This is a genomic window from Bacteroides ihuae, assembly GCF_900104585.1.
GTDB classification, from domain to species: domain Bacteria; phylum Bacteroidota; class Bacteroidia; order Bacteroidales; family Bacteroidaceae; genus Bacteroides; species Bacteroides ihuae.
On record NZ_FNVX01000004.1, the window covers coordinates 648,882 to 668,878 of the forward strand.

Sequence of the window (19,997 nt, forward strand, 5' to 3'; positions counted from 1 at the left end):
GAATATCACAAATTAATGCAATGGCTATAACATTAGCGAAGCGCATGCTCAAACATTTAAAACCTGATTATCAACAGCTTAACATATTATAGAGAATTATAGAATGTAATTACTTGCATTAATGCGCTTTTTTTTTTATATCTTTGCAGAATATTTACGAGAACGATTGTTATTATGGCAAAGGCTAATAAAGTTTTATTTATTACACAAGAAATTACTCCTTACGTTGCGGAATCAGAAATGGCCAATGTAGGAAGACATCTACCACAAGCGATTCAAGAGAAAGGCCGAGAAATCAGAACTTTCATGCCGAAATGGGGGAACATCAACGAACGCAGAAATCAACTACACGAAGTGATTCGGCTCTCAGGTATGAACTTAATCATAGACGATACTGACCACCCGCTTATCATTAAAGTAGCCTCGATACAATCAGCGCGTATGCAAGTCTATTTCATCGACAACGATGACTATTTTCAAAATAAACTACAAACAGCTGACGAAAACGGACAAGAGTATGAAGACAATGACAGCCGGGCAATATTCTATGCCCGCGGTGTATTGGAAACAGTGAAAAAATTACGATGGACTCCGGATGTAATTCATTGTCACGGATGGATGTCTGCACTGGCTCCACTATATATTAAGAAAGCTTATAAAGATGAGCCTTCTTTTAGAGATGCCAAAGTAGTATTTTCTATTTATGAGGATGACTTCAAAAATAAATTCAAAAACGACTTTGCCACACAACTACTCCTGAAAGACATTAATCAAGAAGATATTAAAACATTAGATGGACAGGTAGACTATACCATGCTAATGAAATTGGCTATTGATTACTCCGATGGCGTTATTCAAAATAGCGAAAACGTGAATCAAGACGCTATAGACTACGCACGACAAACAGGCAAACCTGTGTTGGATTATCAAGCTACAGAAGCTTATCCTGAAGCTTGCAATGATTTCTACGATAAGATATGGGAAATGCCTAAATAGATAAAAAAATTATATAAAAAGAAGGCTCTCAAATGGTTTGTATCATTTGAGAGCCTTCTTTTTATCCTATAAGTGGAAAACTATTTCTCAACCTTCTTAGCAGGAGCTTTTTTCGTAGAAGCTTTCTTTGTAGAAGCGGATTTTCCAGAAGCAACAGCTTTAGGAGCAACAGGAACAACCTCTTTAGGTTCAAGTGCCTTAACCCGTAAACGTTCCAACTCTTTATGCAAATCGGCAAGCTCATCTCCTTGATTCCTAATAGTAGTAAGCAATGAATTCAACTCTTCATTATCTATATCCTCAGGATAGAGAGAATTCACGCGGTTGATAAAGTCGCCAAGAATATTCATGTAATTAGTGAATGCATCATAAGCAGAATCATAGATTCCCCGATAGAGAGCAATATCCGTATTCTTTGTAGTCATAAAACGGAAGTTATTGCTAGCCTGCAAATAATCCCAATCTTGCTTAATACGACGATCATCACAAAGATAGACACGTTCGGCTACACTATACAGTTTATTGAACGCTTCACGTTGGAGCACATTGCCCAACCACGGAGTGACATCTCTTTCCTCATTGACCCAAGATATTGGATCCGGAACATCTATTTGAGATACAGACTTCGACTTCGTTACGATTTCGGTTGGAGTAGAGAAAGTAATCCCTTTCGCCTTTGCGCAAGCAGGAAGTGCCTTCAAAAACTCTAAGACATTGGAAGACAATGGCTGAGACATTCCCAAGGAGCATAGCTCCATAAAGATGTTGATCACCTGCTCATCTTGTGGCAAAGCGTCTATCCAATTGATATAAGTATCGGCAAACAAAGGATATTCGCTCCACTCAGAGTTAGAGAAACGCAAACCAATATCATCCGATAGTTTAATATCGCGCAACAACAGTTTAAGGTTGGGTGCTTTGCTACAATGATACATATAATGAGGACTCTTCCAGCCTAGTATATATTTTGCTCCTTCCGTTAGCATTCCTTTAAATCCCATACCAGCTACAGACGCTCCTATCTCATCGGAATAAATAAGACTTGAATTACGGAAGACCTTAGGAGCCTTGCCAAATACTTGCTTTATTTTCTTGCTTTGGCGCATCACTTCCTCTTTAAAGCATTCTTCATTGACCAAAGACGATAAACCATGAGAGTAAGGTTCCGCTAAAAATTCACAGCAGCCCGTATCATTCAACTGATGAAGTAGATCAATCACTCCGGGCGCATGTATTTCAAGTTGTTCCAAAGCGACTCCCGAAATGGAAAGAGCGACCTTGAATGCACCATCTGAGCTCTTCACCATCTCATTCAACGCACTCAACGCGGGAATGTAAGAACGTTCGGCTACCTCATTAATACTTACTTCATTGGTGTAATCATCATAATAATAATGATCCTTACCTATATCGAAAAAACGATAGCGTTTCAGATGGATAATCTGATGTATCTCAAAATAAAGACAGATTGTTCTCATATCTATACTGTTTCTTTGTTATCTATATTGCTTCAAAACTTCATCGTAAATGCTACGAACTTTATAGCCTACGTTCTCCCACTTAATCTGGTCTACTTCCTTTTTGCCCTCATCTCGAAGATATTCATACAGAGATTGATAGGTGCAAATAGAATAAATAGCATCTGCCATGGCTTGAATATCCCAATAATCGGTCTTGATACATTTATCAAGTATTTCGGCACAGCCTGACTGTTTGGATATGATAGTAGGCACACTACATTGCATCGCCTCAAGCGGAGAAATACCAAAAGGCTCGGACACGGAAGGCATAATGTAAACATCACTTGCCTTCAACACTTCATATACCTGATCTCCCTTCATAAATCCCGGAAAATGAAAACGATCGGCAATGCCTCGCTCGGCCACCAAACGAATCATCTGATTCATCATATCTCCATTACCTGCCATCACAAAGCGAACGTTCCGAGTTCGTTTAAGCACCATAGAAGCAGCCTCCACAAAATATTCCGGTCCCTTCTGCATCGTAATTCGCCCTAAAAAAGTAACAACCTTTTCTCGCGGATTCTTGTTGGGAACAATATCCATTATTTCTTGAGACAGCGGAGAAACAGCATTATGAACTGTAGTAACCTTTCTCGGGTCCTGAAAATATTTATTAATCACCGTTTGTCGGGTCAGTTCGCTCACGCACATAATGTGATCTGCCTGATCCATTCCATTTTTCTCTATAGCATATACCGTCGGATTCACATTACCCCGACTACGATCAAAGTCAGTAGCATGCACATGGATCACTAATGGTTTCCCAGTGACCTGCTTAGCATGAATCCCGGCCGGATAAGTGAGCCAGTCGTGAGAGTGAATAATATCAAATGACTGTTGACGCGCCACCACGCCGGCAACAATAGAGTAGTTGTTAATCTCTTCATACAGATTGTCAGGATAACGGCCGGAGAACTCTATGCATCCCAAATCATTGGTATACAGATAGTTGAAATCAGCATAAATATGATCACGCAAGTCATAATACAACTGCGGATCCATGCAAAATCCAATCCGACTTTTGACCTGATCCCAATTGACATTCCTCCAAACTACCGGAGTGCTATTCATTCCTATTATTTTCAGAAAACTCTTGTCCTCATCTCCCCAAGGTTTAGGTATGCAAAAAGTTATATCCATATCCTCTTGCATAGCCATACCTTTGGTCAAACCATAGCTGGCTGTTCCTAATCCTCCTAAAATATGAGGGGGGAATTCCCATCCAAACATTAAAACCTTCATTTTACCCCCTCCTATAAATTATATTTAGACAATAGTTTCAGAATACGCAAAATCTCTGCCACATTCATGGCAAACGACACGGCACCGCGTCCTTTAAATGGTGGGTTACCATCAAACAATTCGGGCAAGGAACCGATACAATGGCTCGTCATCTCATCCTCAAACCCTATCAGTTGGCGCTCCACGAAAGAGATGCCACTCATCTTATAGATACGCAAATAAGCTTCCATATAAAAGCCCATCAACCAAGGCCAAGCAGTCCCCTGATGATAAGCACGGTCTCTCTCAATCTGAGTGCCCACATAATTAGGATTATATCCTCCGCTTTTAGGACTCAAACTGCGCAGTCCTTTAGGTGTAAGCAGTTCTTTAGTAACAATATCAAGTACTTGTTTTTTCTGTACTCTGTCAAGCGGAGAATAATCAAAAGCAACAGTAAAGATCATATTCGGTCGTACGCTCCAATCCATCATATTCCCATCCACATAGTCCAGAAGATAGCCGTACTCATTGCGGAAAACATCAACGAAAGAGGTGGCTGTTATCTGAGCCTGCGCATCCAACGAATCAGCAAGAACGACATCTCCACCTTCCCGAGACATATCTGCTACAAATCGTAATGCGTTATACCACAATGCATTTACCTCTACAATATATCCGGTACGCGCTGTAACAGGTCGTCCATCTATTGTAGAGTTCATCCAAGTCACAGCTTTATCAACCCCATTGGTATAAAGCAATCCATTATCGTGAAGGAACAAATTATTATGCTTGCGCTGACGAATAAAGTCAATGATTTCCTGAAGCAACTCTCCATATTTGGTGCGGCATTGTTCCCGCGTCGTATCTTTCGCATATTGCTGCATAGTCCATACCGCCCATAGCAACACATCAGGATCGTCCATCTCCTCAATCTTGCAATTCATCGGCCGATCATTCATATAATCGCGTATAGCACTTTGCGCCGTCTCCATCACATCCTCAAACTCCTCTCTCTCATCCACGGCAAGGGTCAGGCCAGGCAAGGAAACAAACAGATCTCTCGCCCTACATTTAAACCAAGGATAACCGGCTAATATATAGTGGCAATCCCCTTGTTTATTGTGAAATTGATGAGCCGAATTCTTCAAACAATGATAAAAACTATCACGAGGAGTACGATCCGTCACTTCAAACTCAAAGGTTCGCTTCAATTGATGAGTAGAAGTCTCCGAAATACCCGCAGAGAAAACAACGCTTTCCCCCTTTCTGATATCCACTTCAAAATAGCCGGGAACATACAGATCTTCATTGAAATCATATCCCCTCTCCTGTTCCTTGGGATATTCTATTCCTTTGTACCAGTCGGGCACAAAATGAAATTCGTTCTTCTTATTCAACTGCATATACAACTCAGGATAGCCTGGATACATACACGTCTTGATACCATTTTCTACTTCTTGGTATTCTCTACTTGCTAAATCATTTTGATGAGTATACTGACGAACACTTCTGAAAGCAAGAAACGGACGCAAACGAAGCTTCGTTGAAGAGTGTGCATCGACTAATGTGTAGCGAATTAAAATTCTATTCTCATAATGTACAAAAACTTTTTCCTTTGTCAGAATAACGCCTCCAACACGATATGTAGTCACCGGAACTCTTTCACAATCGAACTCGCGAATATATTTATGCCCATTCGGACTAAAGTGATTCCCTTGATATTTGTGTAGTCCCAAATTGAATTCTGCACCGTGCTGAACAACCGTTTCATCCAAAGAAGATAGCAGCACATGATTCTCATCGTCCAGATGAGGAACAGGTATCACCAACAAGCCGTGATATTTTCGTGTGTTGCAATCTACAATCGTTGTACAATGATAAGCCCCCGATTTATTCGTCCGAAGAATCTCCCTTAACAAGGATTCTTCTAGATTAATCATAAGAGTCTTGTCAAATCGTAAATAACTCATAGTTATGCACTATTTAAAGGTTAATGATGTTTTAAAGCCATTCTACAAAACGTATGTATTGCTCAAAAATACAAATTAAAGGAAGAAACAAGAATAAAAAGGCATTTTATTTTTCGTTTTCACTGTAAATATTCGTAGCATTGTAACGTAATCACAGAAAAAAAGAGAAGATGAAGCCAGAGTTGAAGAAGATGACAATAGCAATGGCTATTCCATTGTTCCTTATTTTCATTTTATATACAATAAAAATACTAGAAGTTGGGATGGACTGGGACTTCACACGTCTGGGAGTATATCCATTAAGCAAGAAAGGTGTTTTCGGCATTTTTGCTCACCCACTGATACACAGCAGTTTCCAACATCTTTTCGCCAATACCATTCCTCTATTTTTCTTATCTTGGTGCTTATTCTATTTTTATCGGAATATAGCTCCCTACATCTTCTTTGCCATCTGGATAGGGTGTGGAGCGCTAACATTCCTCATTGGCAAACCCGGGTGGCACATCGGAGCGAGTGGAGTTATATATGGCTTGGCCTTTTTCCTGTTTTTCAGCGGAATACTGAGAAAACATCCCCCACTGATTGCAATCTCTCTGCTAGTCACATTCCTTTATGGAGGACTTATTTGGAATATGTTTCCCTTCTTTGCTAAAGAAACAACATCTTGGGAGGGCCACTTGAGCGGTGCCATAACCGGAACGCTATGCGCCATCCTGTTCAGCAATCACGGACCGCAAAAGCCTGAAATATTGGAAGATGAAGACATAGAGACTCCTGAGATAGACGATGCACCTCCTGCAAACTCAGATGAAGAAGATTTGAATTAAATTATTTGTTCAGTGCCGCAATTAGGATAGACACGTTTGCCGTAAAAAGTCTCACCGATATAGCGAGCAGAATGATTCCGAAGAATTTACGAATGATATAAATACCTCCCTTTCCTAAGAAACGCTCGATGCGATGTGTCATGCGGAGAACAATATAAACCCAGACCATATTGAGCACCAAAGCAAGAATAATATTTAAGCTATCATACTCTGCTCTAAGCGATAATAGAGTAGTAAAAGTGCCCGGGCCGGCCAATAGAGGAAACACCAGCGGAACAAGTGTTACTTCTTTAATCGGACCTTGATTTTTAAAGATTTCAATGTCAAGAATCATCTCAAGTGACATTAAAAAGATAACAAATGCACCTGCCACAGCGAAAGAGGCAATATCTACATGAAACAGCCTTAGCATCATGTCACCGGCATAGAAGAAACCGATCATCAATATAAAAGAAATAACAGTTGCATTTATCGCATTAACCCCTTTACCCTTCTGTGTCAAATTGAGAATAATTGGAATAGCCCCTATGATGTCAATGACAGCGAACAACACAATAAAAGCGCTGGCCATTTCCTGAAGATTAAATCTGGTAAACATAACTCCTCCTTTTTTCTGCAAAGATAATTGATTTTTATGCACAAACAATAAGTATCGGCATGAATCGTCTCCTTACTTAAGAAATAATAAAAAAAACAAAAAGAGGCAGTGAATAAAAACAAGAGGGTGCTATTATAGCTATATTTGTCTTCAAAATAGAAAGATTTAGTGTATGAATACAATGTATGATACCTTACTCCAACTGCCTTTATTTCAGGGCCTTTGCCACGAAGACTTCACTAATATATTGGAAAAAGTAAAGCTACATTTTACAAATTATAAAGCAGGAGAAACCATTGTCAAGCATGACATGGTCTGTGATAAGTTGATTTTTCTATTGAAGGGCGAAATATCGTCGTTGTCTTCACCTAAAGATAATACTTTTACCTTCATGGAGTACTTTGAAGCCCCTTACTTAATAGAGGCTCATTCTTTGTTTGGAATGAATCTCAACTATGCATCTTCGTATGTGGCTCGCACAGAAGTACAGACCATTAGTATAAGCAAATCATTTGTACTTACCGAGCTATTTAATTATGATATATTCCGTCTCAACTACATGAATATTGTCAGCAATCGTGCCCAGGTATTCTACGACCGTTTATGGAGAAGTGCCTCTGATAATTTGAAAAAGAAGATTATCGATTTCATTCTGGTTCGTACCGAGAAGTTTACCGGAGAGAAAGACCTTAAAATTCGTATGGAAGATATAGCCATTTATGTTGATGATACACGACTGAACGTATCTAAGGCATTGAATGATTTCCAATCGATGGGATTGCTCACTCTCAGCCGAAAAGCGATTCATATTTCTGAAATAAATGCACTCGTAAAATGGAGTGAAGCGCAAAAAACCGACCAAAAAAAAGATAGATAGCCCCACAACTAAACAATAAATGTAAATATTAGAGATATACCGTTACAAGCCTTCTGAGAGGGGTTTGGTGAACTAACTAGATCAGCGTGGTGAAGTAGTTAATTCACCACGCTGATCTAGTTAGTTCACCACGCTGAAGTTATATCATCACCAAGAATCACCTCATTTGTAAACAAAACAGCTTAGTAAAGCTACACAATTCGTTAGGCATCATAAAAAAACAGCCTCAACTTTAGTAGTCAAGACTGTTTTTTTATGGTAGTATGTAATATCAAAGACTATTCCCATTCAATCGTTGCAGGAGGTTTAGAGCTAATATCATAAGTAACCCTATTCACCCCTTTCACTTTATTGATAATGTCGTTAGAGACCTTGCCCAAAAACTCATAAGGCAAGTGTGCCCAATCGGCAGTCATTGCATCCGTAGAAGTCACCGCCCTAAGAGCCACAGCTCTTTCATACGTACGCTCATCGCCCATCACACCAACAGACTGCACCGGAAGCAAAATAACTCCCGCCTGCCATACCTTGTCATAAAGTCCCCAGTCGCGTAATCCTTGAATAAAAATATCATCCGCTTCCTGAAGAATATGAACCTTCTCGGGAGTGATATCACCCAATATACGCACAGCCAGTCCCGGTCCCGGAAATGGATGACGAGTGATTAGATGTTCAGGCATGCCTAATTGTCGGCCCACTTTTCGAACTTCATCCTTAAATAACAAACGGAGCGGTTCGCAAAGTTTAAGGTTCATCTTTTCGGGCAATCCCCCTACATTATGATGACTCTTAATCACTGTTCCTGTGATAGAAAGCGACTCGATGCAGTCTGGGTAGATAGTACCCTGCGCCAACCATTTCACCTCTTTTATCTTGTGAGCTTCTACATCAAAGACATCAATGAAGCCCTTGCCAATAATCTTACGTTTGCCTTCGGGATCAGAAACCCCTGCCAGTTCACCAAAGAATTGAGCACTAGCATCCACGCCAATCACATTCAGCCCTAAGCATTCGTAATCGTGCAACACGTTGCTATACTCATTCTTGCGTAACATGCCGTGATCAACAAAGATACAGGTAAGGTTCGTACCGATGGCCCTATGTAACAATACCGCTGCAACCGAAGAATCTACTCCTCCGCTCAAGCCCAGCACTACTTTATCATCGCCAATTTGTTTTTTCAACTCTGCCACAGTGCTTTCTACGAAAGAAGCCGGAGACCAATCCTGCTTGCATCCGCACACATCCACAACAAAGTTTTTCAGTATTTGTGTTCCATCTTCCGTGTGAAAGACTTCCGGATGAAACTGTACACCCCATATTTGAGCACCCTCAACCTGATAAGCAGCAATAGCCACTTTATCAGTCGATGCAATCGTCTTAAAGTTGGCAGGAATGGCAGTAATGGTATCACCATGGCTCATCCAGACTTGTGATTTCTCTCGCACTCCTTTAAACAATACATTATCTTTGCAAAACGTATCTAGGTGAGCACGTCCGTATTCGCGAGTTCCGGCCGGTTCTACTTTCCCACCATTCATATAAGACATGAACTGCGCACCATAGCAAATACCCAGAATAGGGTATTTCCCCCATATTTCTGTCATATCTGTTTTAAATGCCGTTTCATCATACACAGAGAACGGACTACCCGAAAGAATGACACCGATTACACTCTCATCATCCTTCGGAAATTTGTTATAAGGTACTATCTCACAATAAGTATCCAGTTCACGCACTCTACGAGCAATAAGTTGCGTAGTCTGAGAACCAAAATCAAGTATTATAATTTTTTCTTGCATATAGAAGATATGTTTTGAAGTTTGCGCGCAAAAGTACGCAAAATATCACGATTTTACTTCTTTTCTCTAAGTAAATCACGTATTTCGGCCAACAACAGTTCTTCTTTTGTAGGTGCAGGAGGAGCTGGAGCGGCAACTGGGGCTTCACTCTTCTTAGACATCCTACTCAATAGCTTAACGAACAGGAAGATCGAAAATGCTATAATAAGAAAGTCGAAGGTGGCCTGTAAAAAATTACCATAATTCAATGTAACGGCGGCAATTTGCTTCCCGTCTGCCCCTATTTCTGCAGCTTTCATCACCCACTTAAGGTCCGCAAAGTTCACGCCGCCAATCAACAGTCCGATAGGAGGCATAATAACGTCAGCCACGATGGAAGAGACGATCTTACCAAAAGCTCCACCTATAATTACACCGACAGCCATATCAATCACATTGCCTCTCATAGCAAATGATTTAAACTCTTGTAAAAGAAGACTTTTTCCCATGTTTTTTTTCATATTTAATATTAATTGTGTGCGAATATAAAAACAAATTCTTAATTTTGCACCGCATTAAAAACGAAATATGAAGTATTGCTACATATTTTGAACAATTATTATAAGAACCCTTAAAAGTTTAAACAAGATGATTAAAGTAGGTATTAATGGATTTGGCCGCATCGGACGCTTTGTTTTCCGCGCTGCTCAAACAAGAAATGACATTGAAATCGTAGGAATCAACGACCTTTGTCCGGTAGATTACTTGGCTTATATGTTGAAGTATGACACGGTACATGGTCAATTCAAAGGCACAATCGAAGCTGATGTTGAGAAAAACCAGTTAATCGTTAACGGTAAAGCTATCCGCATCACAGCTGAGAGAAATCCTGCTGATTTGAAGTGGGGCGAAGTTGCTGCTGAATACGTTGTAGAATCTACTGGCTTGTTCTTAAGCAAGGACTCAGCTCAAGGTCACATCGATGCAGGTGCAAAATACGTTGTTATGTCTGCTCCTTCTAAAGATGACACCCCTATGTTTGTTTGCGGTGTTAACGAAAAGACTTATGCAGGACAAAAATTCGTATCAAATGCTTCATGTACTACTAACTGTTTGGCACCTATCGCTAAGGTATTGAACGACAAATATGGTATCACAGACGGTTTGATGACTACAGTTCACTCTACTACTGCTACTCAAAAAACAGTAGACGGTCCTTCTATGAAAGACTGGAGAGGTGGTCGTGCTGCTTCTGGCAACATTATCCCTTCATCTACAGGTGCTGCTAAAGCTGTAGGTAAAGTTATCCCTGCTCTTAATGGCAAACTTACAGGTATGTCAATGCGCGTTCCTACTTTGGATGTTTCTGTAGTTGACTTAACTGTTAACTTGGCAAAACCTGCTACTTATGCAGAAATTTGCGCAGCAATGAAAGAAGCTTCTGAAGGCGAATTGAAAGGTATCCTTGGTTACACAGAAGACGCTGTTGTTTCTTCTGATTTCTTAGGTGACACTCGTACTTCTATCTTTGATGCAAAAGCTGGTATCGCTTTGACTGACACTTTCGTTAAAATCGTATCTTGGTATGATAACGAAATTGGCTATAGCAACAAAGTTCTTGACCTTGTAGCTCACATGGCTTCTGTAAACAAGTAATTATCTAATTACAACATATAGAAAACTGTTCCGATTAAATTCGGAGCAGTTTTTTTTTGCAACAAACTAATACTTTGTTAAAAAGCGACTAATTAGGGTATAAGTAATCGACTATTTTAGTATGTTTGTATTCTAGAAAATAATTATAACCGCTCAATCTCCGGATTATATGAAAAGATTAAACCTAACATTTTTTTTACTTTGCATAATTAGTATGATACATGCCCAAAATCCTTTCCTTGAAGAGTATAATACCCCACACCAAACTGTTCCATTTGATAAAATAAAAACCGAGCATTATGAGCCTGCCATCTTAGAAGGCATCAAACAACAGATGGCTGAAATAGATGAAATCGTAAACAACCCCAAAGCTCCCACGTTCGCTAACACCATATTGGCTTATGAGCAATCAGGGAAACTATTAGACAGGGTCACCGCTGTTTTTGGAAATCTCCAAAGTGCTGAAACGAATGATGATTTACAGGCTCTTGCACAGAAGATGATGCCATTGTTGAGTGAGCACAGCAATAATATCAGCTTAAACGAGAAGCTTTTCGACCGAATTAAAGTGGTTTACAAACAAAAAAAGAAGCTCTCTCTCACCATCGAACAAGCCAAACTTCTTGAAAATGCTTACGACGGCTTTATCCGCAATGGCGCTAATCTGAAAGGAGAAGCTAAAAATAAATATCGCGAATTGACCAAGAAGCTTAGCACCCTGACTCTTCAATTCAGCGAAAACAACTTGAAAGAGACAAACAACTACCAGATGGTGCTGAAGGAGAAGGACCAATTGGCAGGATTACCAGAAAGTGCTATAGAGGCAGCTGCTCAAACGGCTAAAGATAAAGGCGTTGAAGGATGGGTTTTCACTCTTCAGGCACCGAGTTACATCCCTTTCCTAACTTATGCCGACAACCGTGAGCTCCGAAAAGAACTCTATATGGCGTACAATACAAAATGTACCCATGACAACGAATATAACAATTTGAATATTGTTAAAGAGATTGCCAACACCCGTATGGCGATTGCTCAACTCTTAGGTTACAAGAACTATGCTGAGTACACGTTACAAAAGCGTATGGCTCAAAACAGCGACGCCGTATACAAACTGCTGAATCAATTATTGGAAGCATATACTCCTACGGCCAAGAAAGAATATAATGAGGTACAATCGCTGGCTCGTCAAACAGAAGGCGAAAGCTTCTCCGTGATGCCGTGGGATTGGAGCTATTATTCGAATAAGCTGAAAAATAAAAAGTTCAATATCAACGAAGAGATGCTACGACCTTACTTTGAACTGAGTAAGGTAAAAGAAGGCGTATTTGGATTAGCGACCAGACTATATGGTATCACATTCAAGAAAAATCCCGATATTCCTGTTTACAATAAAGATGTAGATGCTTATGAGGTATTTGATAAGGATGGTAGCTACCTTGCAGTTCTTTATACCGACTTCCATCCTCGTGCCGGCAAACGCTCCGGAGCATGGATGACCAGTTTTAAAGGACAATGGGTCGATTATAAAACAGGAGAGAATAGTCGCCCACACATCACATTGGTAATGAACTTTACTAAACCGACTGACAATAAGCCTGCTCTACTTACCTTCGATGAAGTAGAAACATTTTTGCACGAATTCGGTCATGGGCTACATGGTATCTTTGCCAATTCAAATAACGAAAGTCTTAGTGGTACGAGTGTCTATCGTGATTTTGTGGAGTTACCCTCTCAAATCATGGAGAATTTTGCCATCGAAAAAGAATTTCTGAACACTTTTGCCAGACATTATCAAACCGGTGAATTACTTCCAGACACATTGGTGCAACGATTAGTAGACGCCTCTAACTTTAACGTAGCTTATGGTTGTTTACGCCAGGTAAGCTTTGGACTGCTCGATATGGCATGGTACACACGTTCCACTCCTTTCGATGGAGATGTAAAAACCTACGAACAAAAAGCATGGGGCAAGGCACAGATTCTTCCGGTTGTAAATGATGCCTGCATGAGCACGCAGTTCTCGCACATCTTTGCCGGAGGTTATGCCGCAGGATACTACAGCTACAAATGGGCCGAAGTACTGGATGCTGATGCATTCTCGCTCTTCAAACAAAAAGGTATTTTCAATAATGAAGTAGCCGAATCGTTCCGAAATAATATATTATCAAAAGGTGGCACAGAACATCCGATGGTTTTATATAAACGCTTTCGCGGACAAGAGCCAACCATCGATGCATTGCTGATTAGAAATGGAATAAAAAAAACGAAAAATGAAAACTAAACACTTACTCTTTCTTGTCCTTCTGTTTCCTCTGTTAAGCGGATGCAACGATTCAGATGATGTCTCTAAGATTTTCTTTGGTAAAACATGGAAATTAAGAGATATAATAGAGGGAGATAAATCAAGTGATTATTGGGATGGTGATGAAGAAGCTGAAGCCGCATCTCGTGAATTAATGGAACAAGAAAATAACTGCACAATTAAATTTAGCGGAACAATAACAGGAAATACCATTAGCGGAACGATCAGCGGAAGAGCAATCAATAACGCCTTTAGTGGCACTTGGAACGTCGATGGCGAAAGCCGTACCTTTAGCATCCCTGAAATAACGCCAAACACCGATAGCGACGTACTAGGTCAAGCGTTTCTATATGGGCTAAATCATGCCACCTCATACAGTGGCGACGAGAGTAATCTATATATTTATTTCAAGGAAGGAGGAAAATCAAAGTTTCTTCTTCTTCATATCCCAAAATAAATGTTTAGCCATGGATGCAGCACAACTGAAACAATTAGAATTGGACAAACGTTATATACGAATGGCCATAATATGGGCAGAAAACTCTTACTGTCACCGGCGAAAAGTAGGAGCACTTATCGTTAAAGAAAAGATGATTATCTCTGATGGATACAACGGAACTCCCTCTGGTTTTGAGAATGTATGCGAAGATGAAAATAACCTGACTAAGCCTTATGTGCTTCATGCTGAAGCGAATGCCATCACTAAGATTGCTCGTTCAAATAATAGTAGTGACGGAGCTACAATGTATGTCACGGCCGCACCATGTATTGAGTGTGCCAAACTGATAATTCAAGCAGGTATTAAGCGAGTGATCTACTCCGAGAAATATCGCTTGGAAGATGGAATTAATTTATTAAAACGTGCCGGCATTGAAGTTCTATACTTGGAACCCGATAAGTTTGGCACAGAAATATAAGTAACAAGAAAAAACGTTCAAAAACAAAAAAGATATGCGTACAAGAAACTCTTCGAAGTTTATACCACTTGTCATTGCAATAAGTGTGGTAGTTGGAATTCTTATCGGAACTTTTTATGCGAAACATTTTTCAGGTAATCGCTTAGGCATTATAAATAGTTCTTCCAATAAACTAAATGCTCTGTTACGCATTGTCGATGATCAATATGTGGATACAGTGAACATGACCGATCTGGTTGAGAAAGCAATGCCACAGATTCTAGCTGAACTTGATCCACACTCCACTTATATTCCTGCAAAAGATCTGGAAAATGTTAACTCTGAGTTAGAAGGCAGCTTTAGCGGAATCGGTATCCAGTTCACTATACAAAACGACACTATTCATGTCAATAGTGTTATACAGGGAGGCCCCTCCGAAAAGGTCGGATTAATGGCAGGAGACCGTATCGTCTCTGTTAATGATACGTCATTTGTTGGCAAGAAAGTAACAAACGATGTAGCAATGCGAACTCTCAAAGGCGCCAAAGGTACCCATGTAAAATTGGGTGTTAAAAGAATGACAGAGAATAACATTCTCAAGTTCAATATTACACGCGGAGATATACCTCAAAACAGTATTGACGCAAGTTATATGCTCAACGATAAATTCGGTTATGTGCAAATCAGTAAGTTTGGCCGCACCACGCATGTTGAGTTGCTCAATGCAATTGCAGTGCTAAGTCATAAGAACTGCCAGGGCCTGATCATTGACTTACGAGGAAACACAGGAGGATATATGGAAGCTGCTATTCGAATGGTAAACGAATTTCTACCTCAAGGCAAACTGATTGTATATACCCAAGGTCGCAAGTATCCACGTACAGATGAATTTGCCAACGGCACTGGCAGCTGTCAAAAAATGCCTATCATAGTACTTGTTGATGAAGGTTCTGCTTCTGCCAGTGAGATTTTTGCAGGGGCTATTCAAGATAATGACCGTGGTCTGATTATAGGTCGCCGTTCCTTTGGTAAAGGCCTGGTGCAGCAGCCTATTGATTTCAGTGACGGTTCGGCTATTCGCCTAACCATTGCGCGCTACTACACCCCTTCAGGACGTTGTATCCAAAGGCATTATGACAGCGGTAACGACCGAAATTATGAAATGGACTGGCTTACTCGCTACGAACATGGAGAATTTTTCTCAAGAGATAGCATTAAATTAGATAAATCACTTCGCTACTCAACCGGACTGGGACGCCCTGTTTATGGCGGTGGAGGCATCATGCCGGACATCTTTGTGCCACAAGATACCACAGGAGTGAGTTCATATCTGACTAGTGTACTCAGCAAAGGATTAACTGTACAGTTTACTTTTCAGTACACCGACCGCAACCGTGAGCAAATGAGTAAATACGAGAATGAAGATGAATTACTCACCTACTTACGTCGCCAAAACTTAGTGGAACAATTCGTTCGCTATGCCGACAGTAAAGGGATAAAGAGAAGAAATATTCTCATCCAGAAATCGCGCAAATTGCTTGAAAAAAATATCTATGGCAATCTCATCTATAACATGCTAGGAAAAGAAGCCTACATCAAGTACTTCAACAATACCGATACAACGGTGAAGAAAGCAATAGAATTGCTAGAGAAAGGAGAAGCTTTCCCTAAAGCACCCGAGGCTGTAGAACAACCCATTAAGAAAAATGAAGGAAAGAAAAAAAGAACTGCGCAAGCAGATAGCGCTAAAGAAAACCCTATATCACGCCTCTACGCTGAAGGATCTTTCTGCTAAAACTCTTGAGCTGCTCGAAAGTCACCCGACTTTCGTAGCAGCGCAAACCATTCTACTATACTACTCAATGAAGGATGAAGTGCAAACTCATGACTTCGTTGAGAAATGGAGCAAAAACAAAAGAATACTACTCCCTGTCGTAGTAGAAAATGAATTAGAACTACGTCTCTATTCAGGGACACAATCACTATGCATTGGAAGTTATGGAATAGAAGAACCTGTAGGTGAGGCATTTACCGACTATCGTTCTATTGATCTGGTTGTTGTTCCGGGCGTTGCATTCGATGCGTCAGGACATCGTTTGGGACGAGGAAAAGGATATTATGACAGACTATTACCCCATATTCCAGCCTACAAAGCAGGCATTTGCTTTCCTTTTCAACTAGTAGAAGAAGTTCCTTCGGAAGAGTTCGACATCCGAATGGACGCCATCATTACCTGTGATAAGATTTGAAAAAAACACAGAAGTACGCAACAGTCTTTATCGGAAGATAATATTAGTGATTACAGTCGCTCCCACTTGGTGATTGAGATTACGCACCAACATCTCCCTACCCATCATCAGCTCTTGCCGAAGTACAGAAGAAGTGAGATGCACATATAAAACCTGATTTTTAATAAATAGTTCCTTAGTATACGAATGGATAGTAGGGCCCAATACATCTTTCCACGCAGCAATCAACCGTTGCTCATTCAAAGGCGCTTCCAAACTCTCTTGCCGTAAGAATTGTTGAATCAATTTGCCTATTTGCTCGGCGTCATTCCGTTTCATTGCCACCCTCCTTCATCTCATTAATTTCTCCTTGCTCCACCCGAAACATTTTATAATCACTCCCCACATTAGAAAGTATTCTATCCAAGTGTTCTCTGTTCGTATCAGTTATAAAAATTTGTCCGAAGTTATCACCTGCAACCAATGTCACAATCTGCTCTACGCGAGACGCATCCAACTTATCAAAAATATCATCCAACAATAGCAATGGAACAGTCGTTCCGGTTCTTTTTAGAAAGTCGAACTGAGCCAGCTTCAAGGCCACTAAATACGTCTTATTCTGTCCTTGCGAGCCTTCACGCTTTATCGGAAAATCGCCCAATAGCATGTTCAATTCATCTTTATGGATACCTCTCAATGAATATCCCATTATCCGATCACGCATACGACTTTCTTTAATTGTCTCCAACAAAGAAGCATCCCTCGCATGTGATTCGTAAGACAAACCAACCTCCTCTTTATCTTGCGATATAAACGAATAAAACGTTTGAAAAATAGGAATAAACTCGCGAATAAACTCTTCACGCTTCCGAAACACCACCTCACCGGCATGTGCCATAGCCTCTTCCCATACCAGAAAGAGTTCTTCTTCCACCGGCTGTTCGCTCTTCAATAGAGAATTTCGCTGCGCCATAGCCTTATTGTAACGAATCAATGCCTCCAGATACTCCTTATCATATTGCGAGATCACCACATCCATAAAGCGACGACGCTCTTCGCTGCCACCCGCAATCAATTCAGAGTCGGCCGGCGAAACCATTACCAAAGGGATAAAACCGATGTGATCAGACAGACGTGTATATTCTTTCTTGTTTCGTTTAAATTGCTTTTTCAACTTGCGCTTCATTCCACAATAGATCTCCTCAGGCGTTCCATCGAGCGATTCATAAGATCCTTGAATCACAAAAAAATCCTGACTATGACGGATATTCTGCGAATCAATCGGGTTCCCTGCGCTTTTGCAAAACGAGAGAAAATACACGGCATCAAGCAAATTCGTTTTGCCCATCCCGTTTTGCCCGAAGAAGCAGTTTAACTTAGCCGAAAAGTTAAGCTCTACCTGCTCCAGATTCTTATAATTGAGTATCGAAATCCGCTTTAATATCATGATGCTTTTGATGTTTGGTTACAAAAGTAGAAAGAATTTTGAGGTTTTATGCGAGCAAAGAAAAAAAGATGCTTCTAAATTTCCTTTATATATATAAAAAAACTACTTTTGCTGACCGAAATATTTGCATAGAAGAACAACAAAAAGTATTAAAATAAAATGGCAGATCAAAAAAACCACCACGCTCCAATGAATGTAGATGAGGCATTAAGCAATTCAGAAGAATTCATCCTCAAACACAAAACAGCAATTATCGGCTTTATAGCTGGTGTTATTATCGTAGTATGCGGCTTCCTTATGTACAAGCACCTTTATTTGGAGCCTCGTGAAGAAAAAGCACAAATCGCTATTTTCAAAGGACAGCAATACTTTGAGCAAGATGCTTACGAAGTAGCACTTAACGGTGACAGCATCGGTTACATCGGTTTTAATAAGATTGCCAATCAGTTTAGTGGTACTAAAACAGCCAACTTAGCCAAAGCGTATGCCGGAATATGTTATAAGAACCTAGGCAAATATGACGAAGCAGTAAAAGCTTTAGAAGGATTTAATGGAGACGACCAAATGATCTCTCCTGCAATACTTGGTGCTACAGGTAACTGCTATGCAGAGCTTGGCCAACTAGACAAAGCCTCTTCTACTTTACTGAAAGCTGCAGATGTTGCTGACAATAGCACTTTGAGTCCTATCTTCCTGATGCAAGCCGGAGAGATTCTGGAAAAACAAGGAAAGTATGAAGATGCAGTAACAGCATATACTAAGATTAAAGACAAATATTTCCAATCTTATCAGGCAATGGACATCGATAAATACATCGAACGTGCCAAGCTCCTGAAAAAATAAGATGCAGATCTAGAGATATACAATATACTCAGAATAGCGCAGATTTCCGCAGATAATGAATCTACGAAAATTTGCGCTATTTTTTTTTAGTTTATCAAAAATCAAAATAATAAAGTTATGGCAACAGCTTATCACAATCTTTCAGAGTACGATTTAAAGTCAGTACCCGAAGCAGATACAATGAAGTTTGGTATTGTTGTATCCGAATGGAACGACAAGATTACCGGCGCATTACTTGATGGCGCAGTGAGCACATTAAAAAAACATGGTGCAGATCCCAAAAACATTCTTGTAAAAACTGTACCCGGCAGTTTCGAGTTAGTATTTGGAGCCAACCAGATGATGGAATATGGTGATCTCGATGCAATCATCGTTCTTGGATGTGTTATCAAAGGAGATACACCACATTTTGATTATGTATGCATGGGAGTAACTCAGGGAGTAGCTCAATTAAACGCAAGTGGCGATATACCAGTCGTTTACGGGTTGATTACCACGAACACTATGGAGCAAGCCGAAGATAGAAGTGGCGGAAAGCTCGGTAACAAAGGCGATGAATGTGCTATTACTGCAATAAAAATGATCGACTTTGCTTGGAGCTTAAATAAATAGTTGTATCTTTGCACCGCATTAGAAAACAAAGGGCAAATACCAGAGTGGCCAAATGGGGCAGACTGTAAATCTGCTGTCTTTCGACTTCGGTGGTTCGAATCCATCTTTGCCCACATCTAATCGCGAAAGTAGCTCAGTTGATAGAGCATTAGCCTTCCAAGCTGAGGGTCGCGGGTTTGAGCCCCGTCTTTCGCTCTAGCAGAGAATCTGATTACCA

The 19,997-nt window shown here is 40.3% G+C and carries 19 protein-coding genes and 2 tRNA genes; 13 read left to right on the forward strand and 8 right to left on the reverse strand.

The window, feature by feature from the left end; all coding sequences use genetic code 11:
* The first annotated feature begins 174 nt into the window (after positions 1-174).
* A complete protein-coding gene (locus tag BQ5338_RS03465; RefSeq protein WP_071145408.1) occupies positions 175-996 on the forward strand; it encodes a glycogen/starch synthase in 822 nt (273 codons plus the stop codon).
* 80 nt (positions 997-1,076) lie between these two features.
* Here the strand turns inward: BQ5338_RS03465 and BQ5338_RS03470 are convergent, their stop codons facing one another.
* The 3 genes from BQ5338_RS03470 to BQ5338_RS03480 are packed head-to-tail and all read right to left on the reverse strand — an operon-like array spanning position 1,077 to position 5,713.
* On the reverse strand, positions 1,077-2,474 hold the full coding sequence (locus BQ5338_RS03470; RefSeq protein ID WP_071145409.1) for a glycoside hydrolase family 57 protein: 1,398 nt from the start codon (positions 2,472-2,474) through the stop codon (positions 1,077-1,079).
* 18 nt (positions 2,475-2,492) lie between these two features.
* Complete coding sequence (locus BQ5338_RS03475) at positions 2,493-3,761, reverse strand: glycosyltransferase family 4 protein (RefSeq protein ID WP_071145410.1); 1,269 nt, start codon at positions 3,759-3,761, stop codon at positions 2,493-2,495.
* An 11-nt stretch (positions 3,762-3,772) separates the two neighbouring features.
* Positions 3,773-5,713, reverse strand: a complete 1,941-nt coding sequence (locus tag BQ5338_RS03480) for a glycogen debranching enzyme N-terminal domain-containing protein (protein ID WP_071145411.1) — start codon at positions 5,711-5,713, stop codon at positions 3,773-3,775.
* Positions 5,714-5,883: 170 nt separating this feature from the next.
* On the opposite strand from BQ5338_RS03480, the gene BQ5338_RS03485 reads away from it, so the two are divergent.
* Entirely contained in the window at positions 5,884-6,540 is a 657-nt protein-coding gene (locus tag BQ5338_RS03485; protein WP_071145412.1) for a rhomboid family intramembrane serine protease, read from the forward strand.
* Position 6,541: 1 nt separating this feature from the next.
* Here BQ5338_RS03485 and BQ5338_RS03490 read toward each other — a convergent pair whose 3' ends face one another.
* The gene (locus BQ5338_RS03490; protein ID WP_071145413.1) at positions 6,542-7,138 is read right to left on the reverse strand and encodes a MarC family protein; all 597 of its coding nucleotides are present in this window, start codon (positions 7,136-7,138) and stop codon (positions 6,542-6,544) included.
* A 172-nt stretch (positions 7,139-7,310) separates the two neighbouring features.
* Between BQ5338_RS03490 and BQ5338_RS03495 the strand changes: the two genes are divergently transcribed.
* Complete coding sequence (locus BQ5338_RS03495) at positions 7,311-8,015, forward strand: Crp/Fnr family transcriptional regulator (protein WP_071145414.1); 705 nt, start codon at positions 7,311-7,313, stop codon at positions 8,013-8,015.
* A gap of 278 nt (positions 8,016-8,293) precedes the next feature.
* Here BQ5338_RS03495 and guaA read toward each other — a convergent pair whose 3' ends face one another.
* Together guaA and mscL are read right to left on the reverse strand one after the other, a co-directional pair.
* On the reverse strand, positions 8,294-9,817 hold the full coding sequence (gene guaA, locus BQ5338_RS03500; protein ID WP_071145415.1) for a glutamine-hydrolyzing GMP synthase: 1,524 nt from the start codon (positions 9,815-9,817) through the stop codon (positions 8,294-8,296).
* Positions 9,818-9,870: 53 nt separating this feature from the next.
* A complete protein-coding gene (mscL, locus tag BQ5338_RS03505) occupies positions 9,871-10,305 on the reverse strand; it encodes a large-conductance mechanosensitive channel protein MscL (RefSeq protein WP_071145858.1) in 435 nt (144 codons plus the stop codon).
* A 139-nt stretch (positions 10,306-10,444) separates the two neighbouring features.
* Between mscL and gap the strand changes: the two genes are divergently transcribed.
* The 6 genes from gap (at position 10,445) to BQ5338_RS03535 (ending at position 16,899) form a co-directional block, all read left to right on the forward strand.
* Positions 10,445-11,452 carry a type I glyceraldehyde-3-phosphate dehydrogenase gene (gap, locus tag BQ5338_RS03510; protein ID WP_071145416.1) on the forward strand — a complete coding sequence of 336 codons (1,008 nt, stop codon included), beginning with the start codon at positions 10,445-10,447 and terminating at the stop codon, positions 11,450-11,452.
* A 169-nt stretch (positions 11,453-11,621) separates the two neighbouring features.
* Entirely contained in the window at positions 11,622-13,733 is a 2,112-nt protein-coding gene (locus tag BQ5338_RS03515; RefSeq protein ID WP_394331120.1) for a M3 family metallopeptidase, read from the forward strand.
* Positions 13,723-14,211 carry a DUF4847 family protein gene (locus BQ5338_RS03520; RefSeq protein ID WP_071145418.1) on the forward strand — a complete coding sequence of 163 codons (489 nt, stop codon included), beginning with the start codon at positions 13,723-13,725 and terminating at the stop codon, positions 14,209-14,211. The genes BQ5338_RS03515 and BQ5338_RS03520 overlap by 11 nt, the downstream gene beginning before the upstream one ends.
* Before the next feature lie 10 nt (positions 14,212-14,221).
* Positions 14,222-14,671, forward strand: coding sequence for a dCMP deaminase family protein (locus BQ5338_RS03525; RefSeq protein ID WP_071145419.1), 450 nt, complete (start codon positions 14,222-14,224; stop codon positions 14,669-14,671).
* A gap of 34 nt (positions 14,672-14,705) precedes the next feature.
* The gene (locus BQ5338_RS03530; RefSeq protein WP_071145420.1) at positions 14,706-16,445 is read left to right on the forward strand and encodes a S41 family peptidase; all 1,740 of its coding nucleotides are present in this window, start codon (positions 14,706-14,708) and stop codon (positions 16,443-16,445) included.
* On the forward strand, positions 16,357-16,899 hold the full coding sequence (locus tag BQ5338_RS03535) for a 5-formyltetrahydrofolate cyclo-ligase (RefSeq protein WP_078063382.1): 543 nt from the start codon (positions 16,357-16,359) through the stop codon (positions 16,897-16,899). The genes BQ5338_RS03530 and BQ5338_RS03535 overlap by 89 nt, the downstream gene beginning before the upstream one ends.
* 27 nt (positions 16,900-16,926) lie before the next feature.
* Here the strand turns inward: BQ5338_RS03535 and BQ5338_RS03540 are convergent, their stop codons facing one another.
* Together BQ5338_RS03540 and recF are read right to left on the reverse strand one after the other, a co-directional pair.
* A complete protein-coding gene (locus BQ5338_RS03540) occupies positions 16,927-17,217 on the reverse strand; it encodes a DciA family protein (RefSeq protein WP_071145421.1) in 291 nt (96 codons plus the stop codon).
* The gene (gene recF / locus BQ5338_RS03545; protein WP_071145422.1) at positions 17,204-18,325 is read right to left on the reverse strand and encodes a DNA replication/repair protein RecF; all 1,122 of its coding nucleotides are present in this window, start codon (positions 18,323-18,325) and stop codon (positions 17,204-17,206) included. The genes BQ5338_RS03540 and recF overlap by 14 nt, the downstream gene beginning before the upstream one ends.
* Positions 18,326-18,484: 159 nt before the next feature.
* On the opposite strand from recF, the gene BQ5338_RS03550 reads away from it, so the two are divergent.
* The 4 genes from BQ5338_RS03550 to BQ5338_RS03565 all read left to right on the forward strand — a co-directional run bounded on the left by BQ5338_RS03550 (position 18,485) and on the right by BQ5338_RS03565 (position 19,975).
* On the forward strand, positions 18,485-19,168 hold the full coding sequence (locus BQ5338_RS03550) for a tetratricopeptide repeat protein (RefSeq protein ID WP_071145423.1): 684 nt from the start codon (positions 18,485-18,487) through the stop codon (positions 19,166-19,168).
* Positions 19,169-19,285: 117 nt separating this feature from the next.
* A complete protein-coding gene (gene ribH, locus BQ5338_RS03555) occupies positions 19,286-19,780 on the forward strand; it encodes a 6,7-dimethyl-8-ribityllumazine synthase (RefSeq protein WP_071145424.1) in 495 nt (164 codons plus the stop codon).
* A gap of 30 nt (positions 19,781-19,810) precedes the next feature.
* Positions 19,811-19,893 (forward strand) — tRNA-Tyr (locus BQ5338_RS03560).
* 9 nt (positions 19,894-19,902) lie between these two features.
* Positions 19,903-19,975 (forward strand) — tRNA-Gly (locus BQ5338_RS03565).
* The last annotated feature ends 22 nt before the right edge of the window (positions 19,976-19,997 follow it).

Excerpts from the sequence above, each read along its gene's own strand:
- BQ5338_RS03525 (WP_071145419.1), top strand. The coding sequence starts at position 14,222 with ATGGATGCAGCACAACTGAAACAATTAGAATTGGACAAACGTTATATA.
- ribH (WP_071145424.1), top strand. The coding sequence starts at position 19,286 with ATGGCAACAGCTTATCACAATCTTTCAGAGTACGATTTAAAGTCAGTA.
- BQ5338_RS03475 (WP_071145410.1), bottom strand. The coding sequence starts at position 3,761 with ATGAAGGTTTTAATGTTTGGATGGGAATTCCCCCCTCATATTTTAGGA.
- BQ5338_RS03515 (WP_394331120.1), top strand. The coding sequence starts at position 11,622 with ATGAAAAGATTAAACCTAACATTTTTTTTACTTTGCATAATTAGTATG.
- BQ5338_RS03530 (WP_071145420.1), top strand. The coding sequence starts at position 14,706 with ATGCGTACAAGAAACTCTTCGAAGTTTATACCACTTGTCATTGCAATA.
- BQ5338_RS03490 (WP_071145413.1), bottom strand. The coding sequence starts at position 7,138 with ATGTTTACCAGATTTAATCTTCAGGAAATGGCCAGCGCTTTTATTGTG.
- mscL (WP_071145858.1), bottom strand. The coding sequence starts at position 10,305 with ATGGGAAAAAGTCTTCTTTTACAAGAGTTTAAATCATTTGCTATGAGA.
- BQ5338_RS03480 (WP_071145411.1), bottom strand. The coding sequence starts at position 5,713 with ATGAGTTATTTACGATTTGACAAGACTCTTATGATTAATCTAGAAGAA.
- BQ5338_RS03540 (WP_071145421.1), bottom strand. The coding sequence starts at position 17,217 with ATGAAACGGAATGACGCCGAGCAAATAGGCAAATTGATTCAACAATTC.
- BQ5338_RS03470 (WP_071145409.1), bottom strand. The coding sequence starts at position 2,474 with ATGAGAACAATCTGTCTTTATTTTGAGATACATCAGATTATCCATCTG.
- recF (WP_071145422.1), bottom strand. The coding sequence starts at position 18,325 with ATGATATTAAAGCGGATTTCGATACTCAATTATAAGAATCTGGAGCAG.
- BQ5338_RS03520 (WP_071145418.1), top strand. The coding sequence starts at position 13,723 with ATGAAAACTAAACACTTACTCTTTCTTGTCCTTCTGTTTCCTCTGTTA.
- BQ5338_RS03465 (WP_071145408.1), top strand. The coding sequence starts at position 175 with ATGGCAAAGGCTAATAAAGTTTTATTTATTACACAAGAAATTACTCCT.
- BQ5338_RS03495 (WP_071145414.1), top strand. The coding sequence starts at position 7,311 with ATGAATACAATGTATGATACCTTACTCCAACTGCCTTTATTTCAGGGC.
- BQ5338_RS03535 (WP_078063382.1), top strand. The coding sequence starts at position 16,357 with ATGAAGGAAAGAAAAAAAGAACTGCGCAAGCAGATAGCGCTAAAGAAA.
- gap (WP_071145416.1), top strand. The coding sequence starts at position 10,445 with ATGATTAAAGTAGGTATTAATGGATTTGGCCGCATCGGACGCTTTGTT.
- guaA (WP_071145415.1), bottom strand. The coding sequence starts at position 9,817 with ATGCAAGAAAAAATTATAATACTTGATTTTGGTTCTCAGACTACGCAA.
- BQ5338_RS03485 (WP_071145412.1), top strand. The coding sequence starts at position 5,884 with ATGAAGCCAGAGTTGAAGAAGATGACAATAGCAATGGCTATTCCATTG.
- BQ5338_RS03550 (WP_071145423.1), top strand. The coding sequence starts at position 18,485 with ATGGCAGATCAAAAAAACCACCACGCTCCAATGAATGTAGATGAGGCA.